Here is a 19,656-nt window from a genome sequence, read left to right as displayed (position 1 = left end):
TGTTAGATTAAATAAGGCTCGCCACGGCGAGCCTTATTTGTTTTCAGCAATAAAGTTTACTTCAGCTTGTAAAGGCGGTTTTCCAGGGTTTTACCACCACTGATTTTATCTATCTGGTCACCGCTGACCAGGCTCAGTTGCGCCACACGGTCATCCGGGTGAGGGTGGGTCTGGAAAAGCAGCGCTACGCTCCCATCATTATTGCCTAGCAGTTCCATCTCCTGTAATACTTCTGCCAGGCCATACGCGTCATAACCGGCCCTTGCGGCTAATACTGTGCCCATGCTGTCAGCCTCGTATTCAGCGCTTTTATCCAGGTTGCGTGCACTGATTTCGGCACCGGTAGTCACGGCACGCTGCGTGATTTTATTTTTGCTGATCTTTTCTTTCAGGAATGATGTGCCGGCATCCATCAGCGCCTGTTTTTGCATCACTTTTAAATGATGCCTTTGTACGACATGGGCGATTTCATGACCCAGTACACCAGCCAGTTGTGCCTCGCTGGCTAAACGGTGATACAAGCCTTTGGTAATCAGTACATACCCACCCGGCGCTGCAAATGCGTTGATATCTGTACTATCAATCACGCCAAAATGCCAGGGCAGGCTGGTACGCTCGGACTGGCTGGCGACCCAGCGCCCGACTTTATTGACGTATGCTTGCAGCTTGGCATCATTGACCAGCGGCGCGGCGCCAAGTATGGTACCGGTCACGTTACGGCCTACTGCAATTTCGTCTTCCTGGCTGGGATTTTTCCAGTTGATATTGGCTAGTTTATCCTGCGCAGAAGTATTCTGGCCCTCAGTGGCTTGTGCAGGCTGTTCAGTCTTGCCGCCAAGTTGCTCATTCACCGCATCTTTAAGCACCCCTTTCAGGTCCAGGGCGACGGCGGTGCCAGCCATCATGCCGCTACAGATAGCCAGCATGACTGCCTGTTTTAACAGGTTTTTGTTCAATAATCTGTGATTCATGGCTGGCTGGCTCCCTGAAAGTATGGATATTGGCGGCTGCTTAAGCCACCGCTGGCGGCAAATTGTTTTGCCTCATCCGCACTGACGGTGTAACTCTCCATTTTTTTGGTTTCAGCTTCATTGAATTGTGCTGTTTTCAGATCCTCGGCACTCAGTCCGCGGATACCGGTCGTGGAAACCACTTTGCCCGTGCCACTGCGGCCGGTAGCCACACCAACTACGCCGGCGACATTATTACCGCCAGCACTGTTACGTTTAACCGTCAGCAAACGCACCCAGCCGGTTTTGCCTGCGGATTTGATTTGCAGCCAGGCGCCTTTTTTATTCAGAATATCTACAGCGTCGTTTTTATTCACATTACCGACTACTTTGGCATCGCTAAAAGCATCGGCGCGTAATTGATCAGGTTTTAATACAACGCCAGTCTCGGCTGCCATCGCGCTGCTGCAAGCGAGTGCGGTCAACAGTCCCAGTAGACTGTTCTTTATCATGCTTCTTTTTATCATCTAGGTGTCTCAACTTTCTCCGTGGTTGATAAATAGTCTTTTTCCAGTTCTATCATCGCCTGTGCAAACAATAGCCGCCATTGTGCCGCCAGTTGGTCGGCCCGGTTGACGATATTGCCCTGGTGCATGCCATAACGAAGCGTTGGGTGATGTGGCAGACCCAGCTTATTCAGCAATGACGGTAATTGTGTCGCCAGTTGCTGCGCATCTTGCGCTGCAGCCTCACGATAAGCGTCTTCAGGTTTATATTGCCAGCTAACAATGACCATGTCGCCAAACAAGCCCCAGATGCCGCTTTGGGTGCCAACCAGAATATCAGTCTGGTTGGGTGCGCGGCAGGCAAATTCGATTTCTTTGCGGACCAGTTTCATCACTGCGTCACCCAGGGTTTCCGGGCTTTCAATCGCTATCGGCATCAGCAAAACTTCCAGTTCTTCACTGTTAGATGTCAGCCCAAACGCCAGCCAGCGCTGCAGGGCACGGTCAGTCGCCAGTGCGTAAATTTTGGCGATACCGAAATAAGCGACTGCCCAGACAATAGGCGCGGCCAGGTCGAGATAAGTATGAATAAAGTTGATCGCCAGGTATGACAATACCAGCAGGCCGATCTGGCTGCCGGTAAAGATGCCATTGAAACGGTCGCGGTCTACCTTGAAATAAAACGCCAGTGTGGTCAGCCACACCAATAACAGGCTAAGCAAAATATAAGGCAGTTTGCCCCGCCAGACTTTCAGGTAATCCTGGTGCAAGGTGTTATCCAGCGCCGTTGCCAGAATCTCCACGCCGGGAAATTGCTTATCCATCGCAGTTGGCTTGATATCAAACAGTGCCGGCGCGGTGGAACCTATGATGACAATCTTGTCCTTGAATTCATCACCAGCACGTTTTGGCTGTGAGCTGGAGCTATCGGTGTAAACATCACTGAATGAAACATACTGGTAGGTAAACGGTTTGCCGCGCCAGTTCAGCAGCATGTCATCCGGTGTGTTGCTGGTCTCGAACTGCATGGCATCTGCCACCAGCAAGGGCAGGGCGGGTAAGGTCCAGCCTCTGTCGTGATGGCGCATGCGGTATTGGCGCACCACGCCGTCACTATCTGGGTAGACATTATGGGTACCCATACGCTGCTGCTTCCAGGCCCCTTTGAAATACGGGGGGATAGCCGCGAACGTCGCTTGCTGGTCTGCATCAGTGCTATGGGTCAAGCCGGGGATTTGCGCGTAAGTCAGCTGGCTTTTACTGTCCTGGCTGGCGTCCAGCCGCAACAACGGGAAGAAGCAGTTTTCACAAGCGGTAATGACATCATTGAAGTAGCTGTCACTATCCGGGTTATACACATCGGCATCCGAAAACACGATATCGAAGATGATCGCTTTCGGTTGCTGGCGCTGGATATTCTCGACCAATTCGCCTATCACCTGGCGCGGCCACGGCCAGCGGCCATATTCCTTGGACATCGCTTCCAGGCTGGCTTCATTGATATCGATAATGACGATGGCAGGATCAGGGTCCGGTTTGAAAATGCGGTTTTTCACCATCATGTCAAACGCCTTGTCACGCATGTTCTGCCCGACATGGAACACACCTGCATCCAGCAAAATAAAAGCGCTGAACAGCAATGCCAGATACAGGTAAAAATTATTTTTCAGCCTGCGGGTCAGGCTGGCCAGCCAGAACCCCAGCATGAGTTTTAGTTTTAGCATATCGCTCCCTTGTGATGACGTGTGACGCCAAGGTGGGATGGTTAGTATTATTGTCGTACGCCATGCCTGAATTGACCCAAACGGGCCATTGAGAGACAAATGCGATAGTCCTATTCTAGCAACATCACAAATGCACAGGGCCGTTTATGAGTTTAAATCTGAAAATTCTGTTTTTTGGATTTATGCTACTCATGATCATCAGCATGATGGATGCCTTCGTGTGATTGTGTCGTGTTTTCAAGTTAAAGTCATTTATAACCCCGTTTATTCGGGGTTTTTTCTTTTCTAGCACCTAGTCCAACTAGCCAGTAGTCTTACTAGTCACATAAGCTTCACGCGAGTGAAACCTTTCTGCAACAGATGTTTTTAACAATACTCAGGTAAGTACGCAGGCCTAAACACCCGCGTACAAGTTAATCACAGACAATCAGGGAGAATATTCACATGAAGCTTAACTCTTGGGCGATGACTGGCATGCTGGTAATGGCAGCACTGTCACCTGCAACACAGGCGGCCGAACTCATACAAAACGGCGGTTTCGAATCACACGGCGCGGATGTTTACGATATCACCGGCTGGCAAGTGGCGGAGCAGGGCTTTTTTGGCAGTGTGCTGGCGCAAACCGGCACTTCTACTGAAGTCACCGCAAACAATACCGTTGGCGCTTATCAGGGTAGCTACTATGGCATTCTGGATAACTACGGTAATGCCAGCAATGCATTGTTCCAGACCTTCAACACCGGCGCGGTTTCATCAGCTACTTTAAGCTTCCAGATGTTTGTAAATAATCAGAACAGCACCACTAATATCGATGCTGCAGGCTTGGATTACAGCGTAGATGCGACAGACAATCCTAACCAGCACGTGCGTGTAGATATTTTGAAGGCAGGTGCGGACCCTTTCTCTATCAATAGCGCGGATGTTGTACAAAGCCTTTATATCGGCGGCGCCAATGGTGTGCTGGCAGCGAACAACTATGTGAATTACAGCTTTGACCTGAGTGCTAGCCTGGCTTCAGGCGGAAGTTATATCCTGCGCTTTGCCACTGTGGCAAACCAGAATTCATTACAGCTGGGTGTCGATAACATCAGCCTGAATACAGTATCTTCCGTCCCGGAAGCCGATTCAGTTGCCATGTTGCTGGCTGGGCTGGGCCTGATGGCAGGTGTGATGCGCCGCCGCAAAGATTAATTAAAAATACTATAAACTCTAAATAAAGGAATCATCATGGACTTTTTAAACTTGAAACGCACTGCCGTGGTTGCCATGCTGCTGGGCTCACAACTCGCACTTTCTAACGTTGCCCTGGCTGAAGATGCACAGTTCTGGCTGAATGATGGCGCTGCCAGCCTGAATGACAGCAAAAAACTGGTGCCAAATGCTAAAAAAGCTAAAAACATCATCCTGTTTGTGGGGGATGGTATGGGTATCTCTACTGTAACTGGTGCCCGTATTTTTGAGGGCCAGTTAAAAGGCATAGATGGCGAACGCAACCGCTTGTCATTTGAAGAGTTTCCTTACGTAGCCTTATCCAAGACTTACTCTACTAACCAGCAGACTTCTGATTCTGCACCGACCATGACGGCGATCGTCTCTGGTGTTAAAACCAATGACGGCATTATTTCGCTGAACCAGTCTGTGGCAAGAAACGAAGCCAATCCATCTGTGATCAACGCTGGCAAGGTAACCACTATCCTGGAACAAGCTGAAGCTGCCGGTAAATCTACAGGCGTAGTGTCTACTGCGCGTATTACGCATGCAACTCCAGCGGCAACTTATGCCCACATTTCAAACCGCGACTGGGAAGCGAACTCCAACCTGTCATCCGCTGCTGCGACTAACGGCGTGAAAGACATAGCTGCGCAACTGATAGACAACTTTGGTAGCGGCAAGATTGGTGATGGTATTGATGTGGTGTTTGGTGGAGGCCGCAGCTACTTCCTGCCAAATACAGTGACTGATATTGAAGGTAGCAAAGGTCGTCGTACCGATGGTCGTAACCTTGCGCAAGAATATGTGAGCAAATTTGGTGGTGTATATATTCAGGACAAGAACGGGTTTGATGCATTGAACCCAGTGACTACCAACAAGGTGATCGGTTTGTTCAATCCATCACATATGGAATACGAGCAAGACCGTCCGAACGATATCGCTGGCGAGCCTTCATTATCTGAATTGACCGGCAAGGCGATTGATATCCTCAAGAAAAACCAGAATGGTTATTTCCTGATGGTGGAAGGTGGCCGTATCGACCACGCATCACACGCAGGTAACGCTTACCGTACATTTAAAGATGCAGTGGCATTGTCAGACGCAGTACGCGAAGCCGCAAGCAAGGTGAACTTGAACGACACGCTGATCATCGTGACGGCTGACCATAGTCATACACTGACTATCGGTGGTTACCCGAAACGTGGCAACCCGATTTTGGGTAAGGTCGTTGAGCCTGGCAAAACAGCGCCAACCCTGGCGGCTGACGGCAAGCCTTACACCACTGTGAGCTTTGCCAACGGCCCTGGCTTCCACACCAACTCACCAGGCGACGCTGTGTATAACGAAGCGATTGCTGCAGGTCGCGTCGTAGATATGTCAGGTGTGGATACTGAAGATCCTGATTTCCACCAGGAAGCTTTGGTGCCATTGAGCTCTGAAACCCACGCCGGTGAAGAGGTAGCGATTTACGCGGTGGGACCTAAATCTTACCTGGTACATGGCGTGCAAGAGCAAAGCTATATTTATCAAGTGATGAAAGACGCTTTTGGTTATTAATTGAGGAGCCAAGTGGCTGCGCGGGCAAATTACTGCGTTGCGCGGTACTCAAAATCCTCATGTACTCATCATGTACATTCCGGTTTTTGCGTGTCGTGCGGCTTGTACTTTATCCCGCTCGCTCACTTCCGGGTTCTTTAAAAAGTGTCCGTACCTAGTTTAGGTGTTTTGCAATACAGGGCGGCAATGTGTCGCCCTGTGCCACATGATGGAAAAAAGTATGAAAATAATTCAAACGCTAGGATTAGCGACAGTGTTGATGATGGCTGCCAAAGCAAGTATTGCCGAGGAAATCGTCAATGCACGTTTTGAAACGACACAGTGCGCGACACCTTGCACAGATGCCTCGGCGAAACGCTTGCAGTGGTGGTTAATGCGTGAAGACGACCAGGTCGAGATCCGCCACCTGTACCAGAATGGCCAGCCAGCACACAATAGCAGTCTGTGGATGAAAAAGCCGGCCGGGCAGTTTAACTACAGCTACCTGATGCATGAAGATGGCCGCGCCATTGATTATTCAGATGTAGACTTGAAACTGCTGGCGATTAAAACCGATGCGCAAATCTGGCAGGTGAAGTCACAACTGATCACTGATGAAGAGTTGGCGAAGTTAAAAAAAATACCGGCAGACAAGCAACAGCAATATGGCCAGGATGTGGAAAAGTATGCTGGTGAACTAGGTAACGGTGTGCGTACAGAAGTATTGTGGATGCCTGCGCTGAAATTGCCATTTACAGTGCAATACCACTATCCGGAGCATACAGTCACCATCCAGATGCAAGCTTTGCAAACCGGAGCGCTTGCTGCCACCGATGCTGCCAAGCCGCCCAAGGCAACACTGGCGACATTAAGCAATTACCAGCATGTAGATTATGCCGACCTCGGTGACATGGAACATAACCCATCAGAAATGCAGTGGCTGGCGCGTGCGCATGGTGCACCTGGCTTGCAGGAGCACAATCATTAGTAAGTGCCTGGCTTAAAAGTATTCATACTTAATCTTTAAGAGTTTCCCGTGCCGGGAGACGCAACCCCGTTAGCCGTTATTTTCCTGAGTCCATGTGGCTGCTATTGTCATCGGCTATAATGCCGTCATGGCACTTCAAATTATTCAATTACTGTTATTACTGCTGATTATCGGCATTCTGCTCTGGCATTCACGCAAGCAGCAACAGAACTCACAGCAAGCCCTGGCGCTATTGCTTTCACAGCAACTTGAAGAAAAGCATCGCTTGATGATGGGGGAAATGCATCAATCTCTCAATCTGCTGGCAGATAGATTGCAAAGCCTGAACGCTGACCAGCAGGACCGTTTGCGTGCGCAGTTGTCACAGGAATTGACCGCTACGCGCGAATCCATGCAGACATTGCGCGTCGCCATGCAGGAGCTACAGGTTGCCCAGCGTGATCATTTAACCCAAAGTACAGAGCAACTCAGCCTGAGTTTGCGGAATGGCCTGGCTGAACAAGGCATATCGCAGCAAAACATGCTGAAGACTGCCTTGCAAACGACCACACAAACATTGTCGCAAAGCGTTGAAGCGCTGACCAAGATTGTAGATTCGCGCCTTGAGGAAATGAGCGGCAAGGTTTCCGAGCGTCTGGAAGCCGGATTCAAGAAAACCAACGAGACTTTTGTCAGCGTGATGGCACGCCTGGCCACCATTGATGAAGCACAAAAGAAAATTGACGGTCTCAGCGTCAACATGGTCAGCTTGCAGGAATTATTGGGAGACAAACGCAGCCGTGGTGCCTTTGGTGAAGTGCAACTGGAAGGGCTGGTGCGCAATGTGCTGCCCAGCAACAGTTTTGCCATGCAGCACACTTTCAGTAATGGCGCACGCGTGGATTGCGCGTTGTTCCTGCCTGAACCAACAGGGACTGTGGCGGTGGATAGCAAATTCCCGCTCGAAAATTACCATCGCATGTATGAAAGCAGCCTGGGCGAAGTATTGCAGGCGCAAGCAGGGAAACAGTTTAAGGCGGATATCAGGAAACATATCGACGATATCAGTCATAAATACATTATTGCCAATGAAACCTCGGATGGTGCGGTGATGTTTATCCCGGCTGAGGCGGTGTTTGCCGAGATTCACGCCTACCATAGCGAAGTCGTGGATTATGCCATGCAGAAACGTGTGTGGCTGGTATCACCAACCACCCTGATGGCCGTGCTGAATACTGCCCGCGCTGTGTTGAAAGATGTGGAAATGCGTAAGCAGGTGCATATCATTAAAGATGAACTCGGCAAGCTCAGCAAAGACTTTAACCGCTTTGATACGCGCATGAAAAAACTGGCTGATAATATCCGCCAGGCGCATGAAAATGCCCAGGATGTGCATATCAGCAGCCAGAAGATCACCCGGCGCTTTGCCCAGATTGAAAAAGTGGAGCTGGCCCAGGAAGAAGGATTGGGTACGTTGGAACTGCTGGATGAACTAGAAGAAATTGAGAAGAGTAACCCGTCATGAAGATCACCATTTTGTATTTTGCACGCATCAAGGAAGTTGTTAATTACTCGTCCGAAGATGTGGTGTTGCCTGAGGGTATAGAGACTATTATCGCCTTGAAGTCATGGCTGTCTAAACGCGGTGAAACCTGGCAGAAACTGTTTAACGGCAGTGGCGTGGTACGTGCTGCAATTAACCATGAACTGGTTGATGATATGGCGACCATGGACGAAGGCGATGAAGTGGCATTTTTCCCGCCGGTGACAGGAGGCTAAGCTTGAGCACGCCTGTGTATCTCAAGATTTCTGTACAGCCGGAGGATTTTGATACCGGGGCTGAGTTGCAGCAGCTAAAAGCGGCCACGCCGCGGGCGGGGGCATTGGTCAACTTTATCGGCATGGTGCGAGATTTATCGGCAGATGGCAAACTGGATGAAATGGTCATTGAACACTATCCGGGCATGACGGAAGCCGCTTTGCAGCGCATTGCCGAACAGGCTTGCCAGCGCTGGCCATTGCTGGGGATACGCTTGATCCACCGTGTGGGATCATTGGCTGCACAATCACAGATCGTGCTGGTGGCGACTACCAGCCTGCACAGGCAGGCGGCATTCGAAGCCTGTGCTTTCATGATGGATTATTTAAAAACAGAAGCACCTTTCTGGAAAAAAGAAATAGGCGATTTTGGTGAGCGCTGGGTAGAAGCCCGTGCGACCGATGAACATGCCAAACAACAGTGGCAAAAGAATAATGGAAAGTCACCTACATGATGCAAGTATTAAACCCTAATGAACTGACCGTTTCTTACAAACTGTCGCCGATGTCGTTTGAATCAACCGAAACGCTGCTGGAAGCCAGCGACTTAAGCCTTACCGATTATGGCTGGAAGCTCCAGCCTGAGGCACAGAAAACGCTGATGATGGGGTTGTCGATGCAGCAGTCCGGTTGCAATGTGCTGGTGCAGGGTACACCAGGCTCCGGCCGTGCCGGGCTGACCATGGCCGCCATGAAAGCGGCAGCCGTGACCGGTATTGATACTTCACTCACAGACCTGGTCGCCTTGTACGATTTTAGCCAGCAATCCGGTGTTAATTACATCAAGCTTCCCGCCGGACTGGGTTCACAGTTGCGTACGGTAATGGATATATTTATCAAGACGCTGATGGCAGAAATGCCGCAGTGGCTGGATAGCAATGGGCAAGCCAATCTTTCGCTGGCTGAAGTTTGGCTGGAAGAGCGTATTGATAGCATGCGCGCGCAGCTGAGCAGCGCCAAATTATCTCCACTTTTCAATGTGATCAAGCCTGAAATTTTGGCCTATTTGCAGGCTTGGCAGCAATTAGGTAATGAACCCGAAAATAACGCGGATGGCCTGGTAAATGAAGGCTTTTTGTCGCGCTTTAGAGTCAATCTGCTGGTGGATCAGCGCGCCAACCTGACTGCAGGAGTTAAGCAGCCTATCGTGGAAGAAAAAGACCCTGGCTTTGCTGCCTTGTTCGGCACGCTGGAGAGCGCTGCCGGCGAAGCAGCGCAATGGCCTGAGTTTTTACGCTTGCGTGCCGGTAGTTTGCACCACGCCGACGGCGGTATGCTGATGTTGCATTTGCGTGACCTGATGCAGGATGAAAGTAACGGCGGCGCCTTGCTGGAGAAGCTGTACCGTTTGATGCGTAATCATGAGATTCAGATCGAAGACTGGGCCAACCATGCGCAACAAGGCACAGGCGGTAATCGTCAAAGTGCGTTGCCTGTCAATGTGAAGCTGATCATGATTGCCAGCCGCGAAGATTATTATGATTGCCTGGAAGCGCAGCCGGATTTCTTTGATTTTTTCCCGGTCAAGGTTGAGTTTGAGGACCGGGTATCGGCGACACTGGAAAATTATGCCTGGGTGGCAGGTTATATCGCACAAAAATGCCAGCAGCAAGCGCTGCCGCATTTTAGTGGTGCAGCCGTCAATGTGTTGCTGCAATTCATGCACAGGCTGGAAGAGGATCAAAGCCGCTTCAGTATCCGCTTTGCACACCTGGATCAACTCATGCATGAAAGTGCAGCCGCAGCCGGGGATGAGCGTCTGGTGACAGATACGCATGTGAATCAGGCATTATCTGCACGCCTGTTGCGCCAACAGTTTTTTGAAGCACAAATCCGTGATTCGATTATTGATAATGAACTATTAATTCAGGTCCATGGCGACGTGGTCGGCCAGGTAAATGGCTTGACCCATATTGAATTGGGCGATGCCAGTTTTGGCTCGCCGATTCGGATTACTGCGCGCTGTTACCCTGGCCGTAGCGGAGTGATTAATATTGACCGCGAAGTCGAGATGAGTGGTCCCAGTCACGATAAAGGCATCTATATTCTGCAAAACTGGTTAAGCGCCAGCTTTTGGGCACTGGCACCATTAAGCCTGAGTGCTTCATTAGTGTTTGAGCAGGAATACAACGGCGTTGAAGGCGACTCCGCCTCATGCGCGGAATTGTTTGCATTATTGTCGGCATTGACCGGTTTGCCTATCAAGCAGGGCATCGCGGTCACAGGTGCCCTCAACCAGTTTGGTGAAGTGATGCCAATTGGTGGCGTCAACGAAAAAATTGAAGGTTATTTCCGAGTTTGCCAGGCATTGGGCTTGAATGGAGAGCAGGGCGTCATTATCCCGAAACGTAATCAGCGTCATTTGATTCTGGATGAAAGCGTAGTGACGGCAGTTAATAATGGCATGTTCAAAATTATCACCATCGATCATGTGCTGGAAGGCATTGCCTACCTCACCAATAGTGAAGCAGGCACACAAGAGGAGGATGGTACTTACACCGGTAATACGCTGATGGCGCGCGCGCAAACGGTGCTCGCTAGCTTCAGGGCCACGCTGGAACGCAATCAGGCGCACATGGCTTACATTCAACAGCAGGCTGACACAAGCAAGCCTTAATAAAGATAATGGCCAGAGCACACAACCAAAAAGCAGAAAAAAAAGCCACGTCAGAGAATGACCAAAACGACAGTTGCCGCCTGGATAAATGGTTGTGGGCGGCACGCTTTTTTAAAACGCGTAGCCTGGCAGCAGATGCGGTGGATGGCGGTAAGGTGCGGGTAGATGGTGACCGCGCCAAAAATGCCAGGGAGATGAAGCCGGGTATGCGCGTCAGCATCAAAAACAAAGACATGCAAATAGAAGTTGAAGTGCTAGCGCTTAGTAATGTGCGTCGTGGAGCGCCAGAAGCAGCCTTGCTCTACCGCGAAACTGAAGAAAGTTTGCGTGTGCGGCAACAGGCCCAGGAAAGCGGCGCTGATCACTTTGCCGAACGGGATCGGGGTGTAGGCCGCCCCACCAAACGGCAATTGCGTGATATTCAGCGCTTTACTGGTCGGGATTAAATATGGAGCTAGCCTAGTTAGGCTTGGAGTAGGCCGTCACAGTACCTGTTTTGGCCACCGCCTGGGCACGACAAGAAACATCCAGTTTCTGGAAAATACGTTTCAGGTGATTTTTCACTGTATTGGCACTGATCTCCAGGATCATGCCGATTTCCAGATTGGTTTTACCGCTGCGTACCCAATGCAGAATTTCCTGCTCGCGATCTGATAATCCACCTTGCGCCATAGTATCGAGCAGGTCTTCATCCTTCACAATTGGCTTCAGGTGTTCAACGCGGCGAGTGGCTGCGTCCAGGTGCGGCATGATCATGCCTAATAACTGGTCCGGCACATGAAATTCTTTGCTGCGGTCAAAAAATACATAAATGCAATCAGCCTGGCGGCGGGTATCGCGAACCCCATACACCATCAGTGAGTGCATCTTTTTCAATTGCTGGGTAAACGGGTTGGGGGATTGTGTATAAATGCCATTGGCATCGAATTGATTAACGACATACCACTTTTCTTCGTTTTCAATCCAGCGTTTGTACAGGTTGCACATCAGGTAATTTACGATGGCTGAGTCTTGTAACAGGCACTGCGTTGTCACATCTGGTAATGATGAGCACACATCAAAATGCAGGTCACCTGTGCTGAAATTGCCCCATGCGGCAAGCAGTACATCGTGACGCATCAGTGGATGAATGTCCTGTTTCAGCCAGTTAAACAGGTCAACATGGCGTTTAATGGCATAGGAAGTCTGTATGGCATGCAAGACGCCTTCCCAATGAGTTTGTTTTTTTTGTGCCTGCATGAAGCCACCTCAGTTGTTATGCTCAGGGCAAACTTTGCCCGTGAATATTCATGGTCTGAGTTTTTTACGGCTGAATTCTGGGTTTCTTTAATATGAGATTTTATGCAGAGCCAAGCTTATCGAATGAAACAATCATTTAAGAATATCTGAATGACACTGGATTAGAATGAAACAATCACTATTTTTAGTGTCTACCAAGTTAAGTAGTTTAAGTGAGTAATGAGATGGGATTGTTGAACAAGCTTCCGAATGGTGTGCGTTACCCAAGCCATAAAGAATGGCAGTTATTAAAAAAACTGCCAAAGTGGTGGTTATTGGGAACCCTGATATTTGCCAGTCCGCTAGTCTATACCTGGTGGCAGCAAGGCGAATTGCTGACGCAGAACCTTGAGCGGACCTCCATGTTTTTGGGGTTGCTATTCACGTTCTGGTTTTTTATCGGTGCCATGATCATAGGCCTGGTGGTGATTATTATCATGAAGGGGCCAGGCTATGTGGCTGACCCTTATTACCTGCCCAAAGAAGATAAAGAGCTTGAGAATAAAATTCAAAAGTGATTTAAGAAAAAGTGCTTTAAAGCATTGGTAAATTTAATTCTGGAAGGCAAACTTTTCCGGTTTTCTTTGAAATCCCTGATGCCAGGTATTTTTTCCCTGGCGAAACTAAGCTCCCTTTGAGGCATTCAAGATAAGTCCTTGATTCAAACTGGACTTATAGTCTATAATCCCGCTCTTTTCCAACCTTGCCACACCTGATTCGCATTTAGGGTGGCTTTAACCGTAAGGAGATCTCATGCGACATTATGAAATCGTATTTATTGTCCACCCTGACCAGAGTGAACAAGTGCCTGCGATGATTGAGCGTTACCGTACGCAAATCACCGGCAATGGCGGCAACATCCATCGTCTGGAAGACTGGGGCCGTCGTCAACTTGCCTACCCAATTCAAAAAGTACACAAAGCACACTATGTTCTGATGAATATTGAAGTGAGCCAAGAGTTGCTGGAAGAGTTGGAACACGGCTTCAAATTTAACGATGCTGTATTACGTCACCTGACTATTTCGACGAAAACAGCAGTAACTGCACCTAGCCCAATGATGAAAGAGGAAAAATCCAAAACCATCGTTGGTGACGCACCTGCAGCCACTACTGAGGCAGCCGCCTAAATCGTTGTGAATACGCTGGTGATTGCAGCGACGGTGCAAGCAATTGAACCGTTACGCTATACACCGGCCGGGTTACCCTTGTTGCGTTTGCAGTTGCAACATGATTCAGAGCAGCAGGAAGCAGGTCTGAATCGCAAAGTGCAGTGCCAGTTAGCGGCAGTGTTGATTGGTGAAAAAGCCAACCTGACATTGCAAAGCGGAGATCAGATCAAAGTTAAAGGTTTCCTGGCGCAGCGCAGTGCAAAAAGCACACAAGTGGTCATGCATATACAAGAAATACAGCTAATACAGCATAAAGAATTGAAGGAGTTTTAAATGGCAAGAGATATGTACAAACGTCGCCGTTACTGCCGTTTCAGTGCAGAAGGCATCAAACACGTAGATTACAAAGACGTAGATCTGTTGAAGGATTTCGTTTCTGAAAACTTTAAAATCATTCCAGCCCGTATGACTGGTACTAAGGCTAAATACCAACGTCAACTGACAACTGCGGTTAAACTCGCACGTTTCTTAGCGTTGATGCCTTACACAGACAAACACCCAGGTTAATTGGCGGCTTAGGAGAATAACATGCAAGTAATTTTATTAGAAAAAGTAGCAAACCTGGGCACTTTGGGTGACGTGGTTCGTGTGAAAGACGGTTACGGCCGTAACTTCCTGATTCCTCAAGGTAAAGCAAAGCGTGCAACTGAAGCTAACCAGGCTGAGTTTGCTTCGCGTCGTGCAGATCTGGAAAAACAACAAGCTGATTTGCTGACTGTTGCGCAAGCACGCGGCGAAAAATTGGCTGGTTTTGCTTTGACAATTGCACAAAAAGCAGGTGTTGATGGTCGTTTGTTTGGTTCTGTCACCAATCTGGACATCGCAACCGGTCTGCAAGCACAAGGTCATGAAGTGAAAAAATCAGATGTACGTTTGCCTAACGGCCCGTTGAAAAATGTGGGTGAGTTCGTTGTGAGCGTTGCACTGCATCATGATGTTGTTGTTGATATCAATGTCACAGTGGTTGCTGAAGCTTAATTCAAGCGTTTAGTAACACATGAAAAGGCTACTTCGGTAGCCTTTTTTATTTTGTAAAAGATACATCCTCAACTAATAATCTACTCACTTTAACTGCCTTGGCCCACAGTTAATTTCAAAACTCGAAAACGCTGATTCGCTTTTCGGTATAATCGCCAGATGGCTGATGAACAACTCGAATTTCTCAAACTTCCCCCGCATTCTATCGAAGCCGAACAATCCGTCTTAGGCGGCCTGTTGCTGGACAATGAAGCGCTGGACAAAATCGCTGATATTTTATCGGGACAAGACTTTTACCAGCACGACCATAAGCTGATTTATGAACATATTGCCAGGTTGATTGAACGCAATCAGCCAGCGGATATTGTGACTGTCGCCGAATCGCTCGAAAGCACGGCTGAGCTGACTACCATTGGTGGTGTCGCCTATCTGGGTGCGCTGGCACAAAACACACCAACTGCTGCGAATATTCGCCGCTATGCTGAAATCGTGCATGAGCGATTCGTGATGCGCCAGTTGGTGACTGTAGGTACCGATATCGCCGAAAGCGCTTATCTGCCAAATGGGCGTAATGCGCAGCAATTGCTGGATGAGGCTGAGGCCAAGATTTTCCAGATTGCTGAAGGCGGCAACCGCAAAAGCCAGGGCTTTTTGGGGATGCAGGTATTGCTGCCACAAGTTGCTGACCGGATTGATTACCTGTATTCGCGAGAAAACCATTCGGATGTGACTGGTACGCCTACGGGTTTTAGTGATCTGGATTCCATGACTTCAGGCTTGCAGGGTGGCGATCTTGTGATTGTTGCCGGCCGTCCTTCCATGGGTAAAACTGCCTTTGCGATCAACATTGCCGAGAATGTCGCTTTGGAAACCAACAAGGCAGTGGCCATTTTCTCGATGGAGATGGGCGCCACACAATTAACGACGCGTATGATCGGCTCCATTGGCCGGTTGGACCAGCACAAAATGCGTAACGGTAACCTCGAGGATGAAGATTGGGAAAAACTGACCACTGCGCTGGGTAAGCTCAACGAAGCGCCGATTTTTATCGATGAAGGTGCAGGCTTAAGCAGTTTTGATGTGCGTGCACGTGCGCGGCGATTGCACAGGCAAACGGGTGAACTGGGACTGATCGTGATCGATTATTTACAGTTGATGTCAGCACCTTCTGGCCGCTCAGGTGAAAACCGCGCGACGGAAATTTCCGAAATTTCACGTTCTCTCAAATCGCTGGCAAAAGAGCTGAACGTGCCGTTGATTGCCATTTCCCAGTTAAACCGCAGTGTGGACCAGCGTCCGGACAAGCGCCCGGTCATGAGTGACTTGCGTGAATCGGGCGCGATTGAGCAGGATGCTGACTTGATCATGTTCGTGTACCGCGATGAGTACTACAACCCTGACAGTGCTGAAAAAGGCTCTGCCGAGATTATTATCGCCAAGCAGCGTAACGGGCCGATTGGCCGGGTGCGCCTGACCTTTATGGGCGCGCATACACGCTTCGAAAATTATGCCAATGCGGCATACATGCAAGACGAATATTAACGCACCGGGTTTTTCAATATGCGTCCTATCGTTGCTTATATTTCAGAAAAAGCATTGGCACACAACCTGGCACGAGTCAGGCAGTATGCGCCAGAGTCCAAAGTCATTTCCGTAGTAAAGGCGAATGCCTATGGTCATGGTTTGCTGAATGCTGCGCGTGGGCTAAAAGAAACCGATGCGTTTGCGGTCTTGAATATCAGCGAGGCCGTCACTTTGCGGGATGCCGGATATCAGCATCCCATCCTGTTGCTGGAAGGTGTTTTCTCAGCTGAAGAAATAGCACAGGTGGATCGTTACCGGCTGGATATGGTTATTTCTCACCAGGGTCAGCTGCAATGGCTACTGGAATACCAAGTGAATTTACCAGTCCGTGTCTACCTGAAGCTGGACAGCGGGATGCATAGACTGGGTTTCCAGCCTTCTGCTTATCAAGCAGCTTTAGATCAATTGGCCGCCAGCGGAAATGTCAGTGAAATCGTGCTGATGACCCACTTTGCTAATTCAGATATTGCAGACGGTGTCACTCAGGCCATGACTATCGTTGGGCAAGTCATGCCAATACAGCCTTTCAAGCGTTCACTGGCTAATTCAGCGGCGATAGTCCAGCAGCCACACACCCATGCTGATTGGGTACGCCCGGGCATTATGCTGTATGGTGCTACACCGATTGCAGATAAAACGGCCGTTTCATTGGGGTTGCGGCCGGTGATGACATTGCAATCCGGGTTGATCGGCGTACAGGAAATTCAGGCGGGCGAGAGTGTAGGTTATGGCAGCTTGTTCACTGCCGATAAACCCATCAGAGTAGGCATCGTCGCTTGCGGCTATGCAGATGGCTATCCTCGCCACGCACCTACCGGAACGCCTGCCGCTGTCAACGGCGTGCTGACACGGACTTTGGGCCGAGTGTCTATGGATATGCTGGCGGTTGATATCACGGATATTCCGGATGCCAATATTGGCAGTAGGGTTGAATTATGGGGCAGTTTGGTCCCTGTCGATGCAGTGGCACAGGCCAGCGGAACTATAGGCTATGAGCTGCTTTGTGCAGTGACAGCACGCGTGCCTATGCACGTGATTGATTAGTCGCAACCGTTCGGCTTGTGAAGAAAAATCAGTTGAGATTTACGGGTGATCTTTAACCACGGTTAGGTTACAAACGCAGTCTCTGTCATTCATGGTCACACAATAAGCAAAATCAAGGTCTTCATGGCTAAAGCAAAAACACAATATACCTGTACCGAATGTGGTGCTAGCGAGCCTAAATGGCAAGGGCAGTGCCCTAGTTGCCACGCCTGGAATACCTTGGTGGAAACAGTGCCGGAAACCGTTACCCAAAGCCGCTTTGCCAGTTTGGCACCCACGGCACAGTTGCAGAAGCTGGCAGATGTTGAAGCACAGGATGTTTCGCGTCAGCCAACCGGAATCGCTGAATTTGATCGTGTGCTCGGTGGCGGTCTGGTGGCTGGTGGTGTGGTGCTGATCGGTGGTGATCCCGGCATCGGTAAATCGACGCTATTGTTGCAAACGGTATGTAAAGTTTCTGAAACCCTGAAGTCGTTTTATATCAGTGGCGAAGAATCCGCCCAGCAGATTGCCATGCGGGCAATGCGTTTGGGCTTGAATGCCCGCCAGGTGGATGTACTTGCTGAAATTAACCTCGAAAAGATCAGCCAGATACTTCAGCAACATCAACCTGATGTGGTGGTGATTGACTCGATTCAAACCGTTTATTCCGAAGCTTTGCAATCCGCGCCAGGTTCGGTGGCACAAGTACGTGAATGCAGTGCGCAGCTCACACGTATCGCCAAGCAATTAGGCATCAGCATGATACTGGTCGGCCATGTCACCAAAGAGGGGTCATTGGCAGGGCCGCGTGTGCTGGAGCATATTGTCGATAGCGTGCTGTATTTTGAAGGTGACCAGAATTCGAGTTTTCGGCTGATCCGCGCCTTCAAGAATCGTTTCGGTGCCGTGAATGAGCTAGGCGTGTTTGCCATGACCGAAAAAGGCTTGCGCGAGGTCAGCAATCCGTCTGCCCTGTTTTTGTCGCATCACGATACCCCTGTTCCAGGATCATGCATTACAGTGACTCAAGAGGGTACCCGTCCCTTATTGGTTGAAATCCAGGCATTGGTTGATACCTCCCATGCCCCGAACCCCAAGCGATTGTGTGTTGGGTTAGAGCAAAACCGCTTGGCAATGCTGCTGGCGGTATTGCATCGACATGCCGGCGTCGCGTGTTTTGACCAAGATGTATTTATCAATGCAGTGGGCGGCGTGAAAATCAGCGAGCCCGCCGTGGATTTGGCTGTACTGTTGTCGATTGTTTCATCCTTTAAGAATAAGCCATTGCTAAACAAATTAATTGTGTTTGGCGAAGTAGGGCTGGCGGGAGAAGTTCGGCCAGTACAACGCGGTCAAGAGCGTCTTAAAGAAGCTGCCAAGCTGGGATTCACCCATGCCATTATCCCCAAAGCCAATGCGCCTAAAGGGGGCGTGCCTGGGTTGCATATTGATGCGATTGACAGGCTGGAACAAGCCATCGAGCTGTTGAGGGGATAAAAAAATGGCAACGATGTCAGGGATTGGCATCGTTGCCTTGAGTGGTGGTTGTTCAGAAGAGGTTGAACAGCCACAGGGAAGTGGGTTTGATATTTGATAATCTAGCTTCGCGATTTATCTGCCTGTAGTTTTTTCAATTTTATTCACTGTGCCAGCAGGCATTTCCAGGGCAACTGCCCGCTATGCATAAAATCCTGTTTTATTCTTAACAGAGCATTTTAAAGACTGTGTATTGATTCATGACTGCGTATTGATTCCAGTGAGTGCAGTATAAGAAGTTTAAACTGGTAAGTCAGTTACAAAGCGCCCGGTTTTGTAGCAGTTTGTAGCCGTCTGGATACAAGTCTGTGTAAGGCTTGGCGTTGAATCGACGCGGTTATTTTCACAAAATCTTCATGAAACTATATGGTTCGTTTCTTGCCTTATTCTGTGTGTGTCCTTAACACACCAATATGACAATAATATGACGGGATGTAATAAAGGTGGAAATGGAGAGAAACAATGAAAAAAACGCTAATACTGATTTCCCTGCTGCTATCTGCTTGCGCAAGTAACCAGCCAACGCCACACGCTACCAGCGATGGCAGGCCGGGTTACAAACTTACCTGTAGCGAATTTAATACCACGCTGGAGCAATGCAAGGAAAAAGCCAGTGAAAACTGCTCACATGGTTTTGAAGTTGATCCGCATCTTTCCTATCGTGAGACTTATCCGGATGCAGGTGACGGTATCTATGTCCCGGCCAGAAACCATTTGGTAGTAGGCTGCAAAGATCCGCAAGCTTGAAGCTGGC

Annotated in this window: 21 protein-coding genes; 17 read left to right on the top strand and 4 right to left on the bottom strand. The window is 49.4% G+C overall.

What is annotated here, in order from left to right; genetic code table 11:
• Positions 1-56: 56 nt before the first annotated feature.
• Genes ASG24_RS02000 through ASG24_RS01990 form a run of 3 tightly spaced genes read right to left on the bottom strand, consistent with a single transcriptional unit; the run spans position 57 to position 3,180 of the window.
• Positions 57-971 carry a M48 family metalloprotease gene (locus ASG24_RS02000; protein WP_235562279.1) on the bottom strand — a complete coding sequence of 305 codons (915 nt, stop codon included), beginning with the start codon at positions 969-971 and terminating at the stop codon, positions 57-59.
• Positions 968-1,462, bottom strand: coding sequence for an SH3 domain-containing protein (locus tag ASG24_RS01995; RefSeq protein ID WP_055867276.1), 495 nt, complete (start codon positions 1,460-1,462; stop codon positions 968-970). Before ASG24_RS01995 ends, ASG24_RS02000 begins: the two co-directional genes overlap by 4 nt.
• 11 nt (positions 1,463-1,473) lie before the next feature.
• Complete coding sequence (locus ASG24_RS01990; RefSeq protein ID WP_055867273.1) at positions 1,474-3,180, bottom strand: CHASE2 domain-containing protein; 1,707 nt, start codon at positions 3,178-3,180, stop codon at positions 1,474-1,476.
• 444 nt (positions 3,181-3,624) lie between these two features.
• Between ASG24_RS01990 and ASG24_RS01985 the strand changes: the two genes are divergently transcribed.
• From ASG24_RS01985 to ASG24_RS01950, 8 genes are all read left to right on the top strand, one after another.
• Complete coding sequence (locus ASG24_RS01985) at positions 3,625-4,371, top strand: PEP-CTERM sorting domain-containing protein (protein WP_235562278.1); 747 nt, start codon at positions 3,625-3,627, stop codon at positions 4,369-4,371.
• 36 nt (positions 4,372-4,407) lie between these two features.
• Complete coding sequence (locus tag ASG24_RS01980) at positions 4,408-5,949, top strand: alkaline phosphatase (RefSeq protein ID WP_055867268.1); 1,542 nt, start codon at positions 4,408-4,410, stop codon at positions 5,947-5,949.
• A 220-nt stretch (positions 5,950-6,169) separates the two neighbouring features.
• Complete coding sequence (locus ASG24_RS01975; RefSeq protein WP_055867265.1) at positions 6,170-6,916, top strand: hypothetical protein; 747 nt, start codon at positions 6,170-6,172, stop codon at positions 6,914-6,916.
• 127 nt (positions 6,917-7,043) lie between these two features.
• A complete protein-coding gene (locus ASG24_RS01970) occupies positions 7,044-8,420 on the top strand; it encodes a DNA recombination protein RmuC (RefSeq protein WP_055827251.1) in 1,377 nt (458 codons plus the stop codon).
• Positions 8,417-8,674, top strand: coding sequence for a molybdopterin converting factor subunit 1 (gene moaD / locus ASG24_RS01965; RefSeq protein WP_055867262.1), 258 nt, complete (start codon positions 8,417-8,419; stop codon positions 8,672-8,674). The genes ASG24_RS01970 and moaD overlap by 4 nt, the downstream gene beginning before the upstream one ends.
• Before the next feature lie 2 nt (positions 8,675-8,676).
• Positions 8,677-9,168, top strand: coding sequence for a molybdenum cofactor biosynthesis protein MoaE (locus ASG24_RS01960; protein ID WP_235562277.1), 492 nt, complete (start codon positions 8,677-8,679; stop codon positions 9,166-9,168).
• Positions 9,165-11,330: a Lon protease family protein gene (locus ASG24_RS01955; RefSeq protein WP_055867260.1), complete on the top strand. Its 2,166-nt coding sequence runs from the start codon at positions 9,165-9,167 to the stop codon at positions 11,328-11,330. Before ASG24_RS01960 ends, ASG24_RS01955 begins: the two co-directional genes overlap by 4 nt.
• 8 nt (positions 11,331-11,338) lie before the next feature.
• Positions 11,339-11,776 (top strand): RNA-binding S4 domain-containing protein, encoded by a 438-nt coding sequence (locus tag ASG24_RS01950; protein ID WP_055867258.1) that lies wholly within the window; start codon positions 11,339-11,341, stop codon positions 11,774-11,776.
• Positions 11,777-11,789: 13 nt separating this feature from the next.
• Here ASG24_RS01950 and epsA read toward each other — a convergent pair whose 3' ends face one another.
• The gene (gene epsA, locus ASG24_RS01945) at positions 11,790-12,569 is read right to left on the bottom strand and encodes an XrtB/PEP-CTERM-associated transcriptional regulator EpsA (RefSeq protein WP_055825772.1); all 780 of its coding nucleotides are present in this window, start codon (positions 12,567-12,569) and stop codon (positions 11,790-11,792) included.
• Positions 12,570-12,793: 224 nt separating this feature from the next.
• Between epsA and ASG24_RS01940 the strand changes: the two genes are divergently transcribed.
• The 9 genes from ASG24_RS01940 to ASG24_RS01900 all read left to right on the top strand — a co-directional run bounded on the left by ASG24_RS01940 (position 12,794) and on the right by ASG24_RS01900 (position 19,649).
• Complete coding sequence (locus ASG24_RS01940) at positions 12,794-13,126, top strand: hypothetical protein (protein WP_055867255.1); 333 nt, start codon at positions 12,794-12,796, stop codon at positions 13,124-13,126.
• Positions 13,127-13,361: 235 nt separating this feature from the next.
• The gene (gene rpsF / locus ASG24_RS01935; RefSeq protein WP_055825765.1) at positions 13,362-13,736 is read left to right on the top strand and encodes a 30S ribosomal protein S6; all 375 of its coding nucleotides are present in this window, start codon (positions 13,362-13,364) and stop codon (positions 13,734-13,736) included.
• Positions 13,737-13,742: 6 nt separating this feature from the next.
• Positions 13,743-14,051 carry a primosomal replication protein N gene (gene priB, locus ASG24_RS01930; protein ID WP_055825761.1) on the top strand — a complete coding sequence of 103 codons (309 nt, stop codon included), beginning with the start codon at positions 13,743-13,745 and terminating at the stop codon, positions 14,049-14,051.
• Positions 14,052-14,285, top strand: a complete 234-nt coding sequence (gene rpsR / locus ASG24_RS01925) for a 30S ribosomal protein S18 (RefSeq protein ID WP_055825757.1) — start codon at positions 14,052-14,054, stop codon at positions 14,283-14,285. It abuts the gene before it with no gap.
• Positions 14,286-14,306: 21 nt separating this feature from the next.
• Positions 14,307-14,756 carry a 50S ribosomal protein L9 gene (gene rplI / locus ASG24_RS01920; RefSeq protein WP_055867252.1) on the top strand — a complete coding sequence of 150 codons (450 nt, stop codon included), beginning with the start codon at positions 14,307-14,309 and terminating at the stop codon, positions 14,754-14,756.
• 159 nt (positions 14,757-14,915) lie between these two features.
• The gene (dnaB, locus tag ASG24_RS01915) at positions 14,916-16,298 is read left to right on the top strand and encodes a replicative DNA helicase (protein WP_055825751.1); all 1,383 of its coding nucleotides are present in this window, start codon (positions 14,916-14,918) and stop codon (positions 16,296-16,298) included.
• A gap of 18 nt (positions 16,299-16,316) precedes the next feature.
• Complete coding sequence (gene alr, locus ASG24_RS01910) at positions 16,317-17,384, top strand: alanine racemase (protein WP_055867249.1); 1,068 nt, start codon at positions 16,317-16,319, stop codon at positions 17,382-17,384.
• A gap of 123 nt (positions 17,385-17,507) precedes the next feature.
• Positions 17,508-18,863 (top strand): DNA repair protein RadA, encoded by a 1,356-nt coding sequence (radA, locus tag ASG24_RS01905; protein WP_055867248.1) that lies wholly within the window; start codon positions 17,508-17,510, stop codon positions 18,861-18,863.
• A gap of 501 nt (positions 18,864-19,364) precedes the next feature.
• Complete coding sequence (locus ASG24_RS01900; protein WP_055867246.1) at positions 19,365-19,649, top strand: hypothetical protein; 285 nt, start codon at positions 19,365-19,367, stop codon at positions 19,647-19,649.
• Positions 19,650-19,656 lie beyond the last annotated feature (7 nt).

Origin of the sequence: Methylophilus sp. Leaf414 (assembly GCF_001425425.1) — a bacterium.
Lineage (GTDB): Bacteria > Pseudomonadota > Gammaproteobacteria > Burkholderiales > Methylophilaceae > Methylophilus.
This window is presented reverse-complemented; position numbering and strand designations above follow the sequence as displayed.

Excerpts from the sequence above, each read along its gene's own strand:
- ASG24_RS01900 (WP_055867246.1), top strand. The coding sequence starts at position 19,365 with ATGAAAAAAACGCTAATACTGATTTCCCTGCTGCTATCTGCTTGCGCA.
- ASG24_RS01950 (WP_055867258.1), top strand. The coding sequence starts at position 11,339 with ATGGCCAGAGCACACAACCAAAAAGCAGAAAAAAAAGCCACGTCAGAG.
- ASG24_RS01970 (WP_055827251.1), top strand. The coding sequence starts at position 7,044 with ATGGCACTTCAAATTATTCAATTACTGTTATTACTGCTGATTATCGGC.
- radA (WP_055867248.1), top strand. The coding sequence starts at position 17,508 with ATGGCTAAAGCAAAAACACAATATACCTGTACCGAATGTGGTGCTAGC.
- ASG24_RS01940 (WP_055867255.1), top strand. The coding sequence starts at position 12,794 with ATGGGATTGTTGAACAAGCTTCCGAATGGTGTGCGTTACCCAAGCCAT.
- rplI (WP_055867252.1), top strand. The coding sequence starts at position 14,307 with ATGCAAGTAATTTTATTAGAAAAAGTAGCAAACCTGGGCACTTTGGGT.
- rpsF (WP_055825765.1), top strand. The coding sequence starts at position 13,362 with ATGCGACATTATGAAATCGTATTTATTGTCCACCCTGACCAGAGTGAA.
- ASG24_RS02000 (WP_235562279.1), bottom strand. The coding sequence starts at position 971 with ATGAATCACAGATTATTGAACAAAAACCTGTTAAAACAGGCAGTCATG.
- alr (WP_055867249.1), top strand. The coding sequence starts at position 16,317 with ATGCGTCCTATCGTTGCTTATATTTCAGAAAAAGCATTGGCACACAAC.
- ASG24_RS01995 (WP_055867276.1), bottom strand. The coding sequence starts at position 1,462 with ATGATAAAGAACAGTCTACTGGGACTGTTGACCGCACTCGCTTGCAGC.
- ASG24_RS01975 (WP_055867265.1), top strand. The coding sequence starts at position 6,170 with ATGAAAATAATTCAAACGCTAGGATTAGCGACAGTGTTGATGATGGCT.
- ASG24_RS01955 (WP_055867260.1), top strand. The coding sequence starts at position 9,165 with ATGATGCAAGTATTAAACCCTAATGAACTGACCGTTTCTTACAAACTG.
- ASG24_RS01980 (WP_055867268.1), top strand. The coding sequence starts at position 4,408 with ATGGACTTTTTAAACTTGAAACGCACTGCCGTGGTTGCCATGCTGCTG.
- ASG24_RS01990 (WP_055867273.1), bottom strand. The coding sequence starts at position 3,180 with ATGCTAAAACTAAAACTCATGCTGGGGTTCTGGCTGGCCAGCCTGACC.
- epsA (WP_055825772.1), bottom strand. The coding sequence starts at position 12,569 with ATGCAGGCACAAAAAAAACAAACTCATTGGGAAGGCGTCTTGCATGCC.
- moaD (WP_055867262.1), top strand. The coding sequence starts at position 8,417 with ATGAAGATCACCATTTTGTATTTTGCACGCATCAAGGAAGTTGTTAAT.
- ASG24_RS01985 (WP_235562278.1), top strand. The coding sequence starts at position 3,625 with ATGAAGCTTAACTCTTGGGCGATGACTGGCATGCTGGTAATGGCAGCA.
- dnaB (WP_055825751.1), top strand. The coding sequence starts at position 14,916 with ATGGCTGATGAACAACTCGAATTTCTCAAACTTCCCCCGCATTCTATC.
- rpsR (WP_055825757.1), top strand. The coding sequence starts at position 14,052 with ATGGCAAGAGATATGTACAAACGTCGCCGTTACTGCCGTTTCAGTGCA.